The sequence below is a fragment of the Curtobacterium salicis genome (assembly GCF_011759505.1).
In the GTDB taxonomy this organism is placed as follows: Bacteria; Actinomycetota; Actinomycetes; order Actinomycetales; family Microbacteriaceae; genus Curtobacterium; species Curtobacterium salicis.
Map to the genome: position 1 here is coordinate 758,674 of NZ_JAAOYO010000003.1, position 6,366 is coordinate 765,039.

Below are 6,366 nucleotides of genomic sequence, written 5' to 3' on the forward strand. Positions count from 1 at the left end.
CGAGTCCGAGCGGATCTCGCCGAACACCGCGACGGTATAGTCTGACACCGTGTCAAGGTCAACCGCCCGATGAAGATCGGCGAACTCAGTCGCCGCAGCGGCGTGAGCGCACGCTCCCTCCGCTACTACGAGCAGCACGGACTCCTCTCTGCACACCGAGCGTCGAACGGGTACCGCGAGTACGACGAGCCGATGGTGTCGCGCGCTGCGACCATCCAGATGCTGTTCGGGATGGACTTCCCGCGCGAGGTCGTGCAGTCGGTACTCGCCTGCACCGTCGATGTCGACGACGCGTCGCACGACGTGCTCGCGGAGCAGCTCCGGGAGGTCCGGACGGAGCTCGCCGAGCGGATCGAGCGACTCACCGACACCCACCGGCAAGTCAGTGCCTTCTTGGAGCAACGAAGCCGTTGAGGCGAACTGCAACGCGCACATGGCGCAAGGATGACGACGAACGGGTCTCCGATCACCGGTTCCTCGCCGCGCATCGACCTGGCTGACGCCGGCAGCAGGCCGCGCGCGCTCCCGCGACGCGATGCCGCTGCTCGTCGTGGAGGTCAGGCTGCGCCGCGCTCGTCCGCCGTGGGGGCTGCGGTCGCAGCCTGCTGGAACAGACCGGTTGCCAGGTCGTTGAGCACCGCGTGCAGATCACCGCGGTGGCCGGAGTCGACCGCGCCCAGCATGGCGGCGTACCGCTCCCGGTAGTCGGCGACGACGGCCTCACCGGCCGGTCGGAGGCGCAGGAGCGATCCGCGCCGGTCGGACGGGTTCGGCGTCCGCTCGAGGAGTCCCGCGGCGGACAGTCGATCGACCATGTTCGTCACGGCGCCGGAGGTCAGGCCGAGGAACCCGGCGACCTCGGTCGGGGTGGAGTAGCCGGTGTCGCTGATGAGGACGAGTGCGCGGAGGCCGCTCTCGTGCACGCCGGCTCGGGCGCTGAGCTGCCCGACCAGGCTGGCGTTGGCGCGGACGACGGCGTCGAACGCGGCCATCAGGTCGGTCGCGTCGTTCTCGTCCTGCTCGCTCACGGGCCGGTCTCCAGATCTCTCTCGTTGCGGGAGATTACCGGTCCGACGCGTGCCTGCCGGGCGCCGGTGCGCCTCCCGTCCGCGGTGTCCCCCGCTCTGGGGGCCGCACGGCGGTTCCATCTTGTTGAACAGATGACTATCTTAATGGTTGAGCAATCACTTCACCGAAGGATTGCGAACCAGACCATCCACGAACATCGAGGTACCCCGTGTCCAACCAGCTCCGCACCTCCCCGCTGAAGCGCATCCGTTTCGCACCCGTGGCGCTCCTCGCGGGCATCTTCGCCGCCGTGCTCCTCTCCCTCTCGCTCACCGGCACCCTCTCCGGGTTCGCCGCGAGCATCACCAACAGCAGCAACACCGCCGCCAGCGGCACGCTGATCATGCAGGAGCAGAACGCCAACGCGTCGGTCACCTGCCTCAGCACCGACGGTGGCTCGGTCTCGACCAACGCCGCGACCTGCTCCACCATCAACAAGTTCGGTGGCAGCACGACGATGACCCCGGGCAACACGGTCAACACCCCGATCACCATCAAGAACACCGGCACCGCGGCCGCCAGCACCTTCACCCTGACCCCGGGTGCTGCCTGCACGCAGAGCGCCAACGGCACGTCGAACGGCACCGCGACGGACCTCTGCGCGAAGATGAACCTCGTCGTCACCTCGGGCTCCACCACGGTCTTCTCCGGCACCCTCGCCAGCTTCAAGGGCGGGGCCGCGATCACCCTGCCGACCGCTCCCGCCGCCGGCGCCAGCGTCCCCTTCAACTTCGCGGTCACCCTCGACTCCTCGGCCGGCAACACCTACCAGGGCCTCGCCGCCTCGGTGCCGATGACCTGGACCTTCACCGCCTGATCCACCCCACCCCAGACCGGCGACGCTCGACCGACCCCCCTCCGGTCGAGCGTCGCCATCACCCTTGACCGCAACCGACCAGGACGGAGCAGCACATGAGCCTCACCTCGGCCATCCCGCTCAGCGGGACCCTCCCGCGGCCGCTCCTCGGCGGCCGCGCGGTCAGCCGCTCCGAGACCGTCCTCGCCTGGTCGGTCGCCGCGATCGCGGCTCTGCTCCTCACCGCCGCAGCGCTCTTCCTCTCCAACGGCGGTCGCTGGTTCGTCGTCGAGACGCCGTCGATGGGTGAAGCCGCCCCCGTCGGGACCCTCGTGCTCGACATGCCGGTGCAGGCGTCGTCGCTCGAGATCGGCGACATCGTCTCCTACCGGACGGCCGTGAACCCCGACGTCACGTACACGCACCGCGTCGTCGCCATCGACGCCGACGGTGGCATCCACGCCCGTGGCGACGTCAACGGCGCGGTCGACCCGTGGACGCTCACCCAGGAGAACCTCGTCGGTTCCCCGATCCTGCTCGTCCCGCACCTGGGCTGGCTCTTCCGGGCCGCCCCGATCCTCCTGGTCGGCACGCTGCTGATCTGGGCACTGACCAGCGTCTTCACCGACCGCATCACCCGCAGCAGCCTCCGCATCGCCGGTGGCTCGCTCACCGTCGCGTACGCCGCGTTCGTGCTCAAGCCGTTCGTCAACGTCACGACGATCTCGAACACCTCGGCGAAGGGCAGCGTCGAGGCGACCGTCGTCTCCGCGGGCATGTTCCCGGTGCGCATCGATGCGGTCGGCGGCAACACCGTGCACCTGGTCGACGGCCAGGTCGGCCGGGTGACGATCCACGAGCTGACCCACAACGGCCACTACCAGCTCATGTCGAACATCGACCTCGACCCGATGGGTTGGGCCGCCCTCATCGCCGCCTGTCTCGTCCCGCTGCTGCTCTGCCTGGCGGTCGGCCGCGTCGAGACGGTGCGTGCCGCGTGAACCTGCACCGACTCCGAGACGGCAAGGTCGTCGCCGTCCTGCTCGTCGTCGCCCTCGCCGTGCTCATCGTGCTCAACCAGTTCGCACCGACCCGGTCGGCGTTCACCGCGAAGGTGACGAACGGGTCGAACAGCGCCGGCACCGCCGCGTCCAACACCTGCACCGGTTCGGTCGGCTTCGACGCCGCCAGCAGCAGTGCGCTCTTCGCCTACAAGCTGACGGAACCGACCGGCTCGACGACCGCCGCGGACTTCTCCGGAACCGGCGCGAACGGCACGTACCAGGGCGGCATGACGGCCAGCACCCCCAGCCCCATCGCGTGTCCCCGCGACGCCGGCAGCTCGTGGTCGTTGAACGGGACGAGCAACTTCGTCTCCACCCCGACCGCCCAGCAGAACCCCGTCACGTTCAGCGAGGAGGTCTGGTTCCGCACCTCGGTCGCCGGCGGGCTCCTCATCGGCTTCGGCGGCAGCCAGGTGAGCGTCTCCGGTCAGCACGACCGGCAGGTCTACCTCAACACCAACGGGCAGCTCGTGTTCGGTACGTACAACAACGGGACGCAGGTCGTCACCTCGCCCAAGACGTACAACGACGGTGCCTGGCACCACGTCGTCGCCACCATGTCCGCCGCCAGTGGCATGCGGCTGTACGTCGACGGGGCATCGGTCGCCTCGAACACGAGCTACACCGCGCCGGAGAACTACACCGGCTACTGGCGCATCGGCTACGACACCATCTCGGGGTGGCCGGGAGCGCCGTCCAACTACTACTTCACCGGCTCGATGCGTTTCGCCGCGGTCTACAAGACCGCGCTGACCGCCGCGCAGGTCAGCAGCCACTACGCCGCCGGGCGCTGAGCCGGGCCGCCGGACGGCGGCCCGTCGTCGGTCTGATCAGCAGTCACGCCGTCAGTGCCACCCGGTCGTGCGTCTCGGCGGTGAAGACCTGGCCCGGATAGCGCAGGCCAGCGAAGTACATGTTGGTGTGGGCGACGATCTGTTCGCCCGTGATGACGATGCCGTCGTGATCTGCGTCCGTGGTGGTGTGAGCGTCCGACACCAGGGACACGTCGAACCCGTGGACCGCCGCAGCCTGGGTCGTGGTCCGGATGCAGTAGTCGCTCTGGGCGCCGGCGACGACGAGGCGCTTCACACCCAGGGTGTCGAGTACCTCGGTGAGATCGGTGCCCGCGAACGCGTCGCGGCGGTCCTTGCGAACGAGCGGCTCGGAGGTCTGGCGCGCGAGCGGCGGAGCCAGATCCCACGCCTGGGTCCCTTCGGCGAAATCGTCGTGGTCCTGCACCCAGATGACCGGCACCCCTTCTGAGCGAGCTCGATCGACGAGGCGGGCGGTACGAGCCAGCACAGCGTCCACGTCGAAGCAGTCCACGACGACTCCCTGCTGCAGGTCGATGACGAGGAGTGCGGTGTGGGAAGCCATGGCAGGAGTATCCCAGCCGGAGGGCGGCATCGACGGCTTCCCCGGAGGAACCCCTGCCTGGCGTTCGGTGCGCATCCCGCTCCCCGGCTACTCCGATTCGGGGCCAGAGCAGCCCGTGGGAGCGGCTCAAGCATGTCGGGTTCGGCGCCCCTCACCGGGCACCTTTGCGGAACACGTGTGCGTGTACGGGAATCGCCCAGGGCGATCAGCACAGAGGCAAGTCGTCGTGATTGACAGGCGGCCCCACGCTCCGATCGAGGACCGGCTATCGAGACACAGACTCCCGGCGACGTTGCTCACCCGAACTCGTGGCGATCACCGCTAGCTTGAAGTCATGCAGACGGCTGGCCGCCGGACGTGCTGTAGTTCTCGTTGTTGTAGAAGATCGCGAGGACGATCGTCGCCTGCGGCGAGGCCGCCTGCAGCGTCCGGGCCTGCTTCGCAGACGAAGCGTGGATCGGTGCCGCGCCGGTCTTGGCCTCGATCTTCGCGTCGAGGTTTGTGCCCACCGGGTAACAGCTCGTCACCGGTGCTTGCGAACCATCGCCGAGGTCGGTGAGGCACGCCTGCGGGGCGGGCTTGGGCGCAGCGGTCTCCGCCGCGTTCGCCGGAGCGGCACCGAACAGCGTTGCCCCCAACGCGATGGTCCCGGCGATGATGAACGACTTCCTGATTTTCATGTCAACCCACCCAATCAGTGGTGCACCTGAACCAGAGTGACAGCGTCCCGACGACCCTGTCGAACAGCACGAACGCTACGAGCAACCTGACATTTCCACAAGACTTTCCTCGTGAAGGACCGGTGGTGTCTGGAAGGCGAGCAGCGCTCGCTGCCCCTCTGGGTGAAGTGGATAGATCCGAGAGCAGCCCAAACAGGTGCCCGCTGGCCGATCCGCTACCGGACACCGTGGCGGGCTACAAGCTTTTCTGCCTGTTCGTTTCCCAGTAGCCGAGCACCACGTCATCCTCAGCCGGCAACTCACGTTCGACGAGTTGGAGGAGGCGATGCCCCTGACGCTCGTGAGAGCGTGCAGCAGCTTCAGACGGCCAACCCGCTTCGATGGCGTAGTTGTCGTTGAAGTCGCTTGCCCAGGCGAGCACCTCGGTCACGAGCTTCGGCGAGAGGGGCGGCGTGCCTTCCTTGCAGAGACCGTCCTCGTCCCAAATCGGCCAGTCCACGCTGTACTCGTTCATCAGCCGGTAGTGCACACCGAAAGGATGACACGGTGGTCTGACCGTGTCCGAAACGCGTCAAGCGGCCTGCGGCGGGAGAAGAGCCTGCAGCGCCATCAGGCCATCACGGGTGCGTGTTCTCGCGGTGCCGACGTTGATCCCGAGGCGGTCGGCGAGCTCGGTTCCGGTGAACTCGTGGAGGTAGCGCAGGACGACGGCGTCGCGTTGCTTCGCGCTGAGCTCGGCGAGAGCGCTCATCAGCTGCGGCCGGATGAGCTTCGTGTCCATGGCGTCCGTGCCGGCGTCGACGTACTCCTGCTCTCGGCTTCCCACACGGAGGTCGCGAGCCCGTGCGGACTCACGTGATCGGATGCGGTCGATAGCCCGCCGGTGCGCGATGGTGCGCAACCAGGACTGCAGCGTGGCCTTGGTCGGGTCGAATCGTTCGGGGCGTTCCCAGAGCTCGATGAAGGCGTCGTGGGTGACGTCTTCGGCGAGGTCCGCGTCGCGGATGATGTTTCGGGTGAAGTGCCGGAGCCCGGGCGCGAGCCGGCGGTAGAGGCCGTCGAACGCTGCTTCGTCGCGGGCGATCAGCGCGGCCGCGATCGCAGCGTCACCTGACGGAACAGGAGTCTGCGCAGTCATGCGATTCACCTGCCCTTCCGATCGATCGCTCACGGTAGTTGGCTCGGGAGACGATGGTGAGCCCCAGAACGGGAACAGCACCTCGCGGGTGCGAGGTGCTGTTCCCGTTCCCCGGCTAAGCAGGCACCGGGTGGTCTGTGATCAGGTGGTTACTTGATCTGGGCGGTGATGGTGGCGGTGCCGACCAGGAGGCCGCCCTTGACGGCGTCGGTCTTGAAGGTGTCGTCGAGCAGCTTCGCGGCG

At 67.9% G+C, this 6,366-nt stretch carries 9 protein-coding genes; 4 read left to right on the forward strand and 5 right to left on the reverse strand.

The window, feature by feature from the left end:
* Positions 1–69 precede the first annotated feature (69 nt).
* Complete coding sequence (locus E9228_RS12180) at positions 70–414, forward strand: MerR family DNA-binding transcriptional regulator (protein ID WP_166780795.1); 345 nt, start codon at positions 70–72, stop codon at positions 412–414.
* 143 nt (positions 415–557) lie between these two features.
* Here the strand turns inward: E9228_RS12180 and E9228_RS12185 are convergent, their stop codons facing one another.
* Positions 558–1,028 (reverse strand): MarR family transcriptional regulator, encoded by a 471-nt coding sequence (locus E9228_RS12185; RefSeq protein ID WP_208385854.1) that lies wholly within the window; start codon positions 1,026–1,028, stop codon positions 558–560.
* A 209-nt stretch (positions 1,029–1,237) separates the two neighbouring features.
* On the opposite strand from E9228_RS12185, the gene E9228_RS12190 reads away from it, so the two are divergent.
* The 3 genes from E9228_RS12190 (at position 1,238) to E9228_RS12200 (ending at position 3,722) form a co-directional block, all read left to right on the forward strand.
* Positions 1,238–1,885, forward strand: a complete 648-nt coding sequence (locus tag E9228_RS12190) for a COG1361 family protein (RefSeq protein WP_111075140.1) — start codon at positions 1,238–1,240, stop codon at positions 1,883–1,885.
* 95 nt (positions 1,886–1,980) lie between these two features.
* On the forward strand, positions 1,981–2,865 hold the full coding sequence (locus E9228_RS12195; RefSeq protein WP_166780796.1) for a S26 family signal peptidase: 885 nt from the start codon (positions 1,981–1,983) through the stop codon (positions 2,863–2,865).
* Positions 2,862–3,722, forward strand: coding sequence for a LamG-like jellyroll fold domain-containing protein (locus tag E9228_RS12200; RefSeq protein WP_166780797.1), 861 nt, complete (start codon positions 2,862–2,864; stop codon positions 3,720–3,722). The genes E9228_RS12195 and E9228_RS12200 overlap by 4 nt, the downstream gene beginning before the upstream one ends.
* A 43-nt stretch (positions 3,723–3,765) precedes the next feature.
* Here the strand turns inward: E9228_RS12200 and E9228_RS12205 are convergent, their stop codons facing one another.
* The 4 genes from E9228_RS12205 to E9228_RS12220 form a co-directional block, all read right to left on the reverse strand.
* Positions 3,766–4,380: a cysteine hydrolase family protein gene (locus tag E9228_RS12205; RefSeq protein ID WP_252727987.1), complete on the reverse strand. Its 615-nt coding sequence runs from the start codon at positions 4,378–4,380 to the stop codon at positions 3,766–3,768.
* A 257-nt stretch (positions 4,381–4,637) separates the two neighbouring features.
* Entirely contained in the window at positions 4,638–4,985 is a 348-nt protein-coding gene (locus E9228_RS12210; protein WP_166780798.1) for a hypothetical protein, read from the reverse strand.
* A gap of 235 nt (positions 4,986–5,220) precedes the next feature.
* The gene (locus E9228_RS12215; protein WP_166780799.1) at positions 5,221–5,514 is read right to left on the reverse strand and encodes a hypothetical protein; all 294 of its coding nucleotides are present in this window, start codon (positions 5,512–5,514) and stop codon (positions 5,221–5,223) included.
* Between the two features lie 42 nt (positions 5,515–5,556).
* Positions 5,557–6,123 carry an RNA polymerase sigma factor gene (locus tag E9228_RS12220; RefSeq protein WP_166780800.1) on the reverse strand — a complete coding sequence of 189 codons (567 nt, stop codon included), beginning with the start codon at positions 6,121–6,123 and terminating at the stop codon, positions 5,557–5,559.
* Positions 6,124–6,366: the final 243 nt, after the last annotated feature.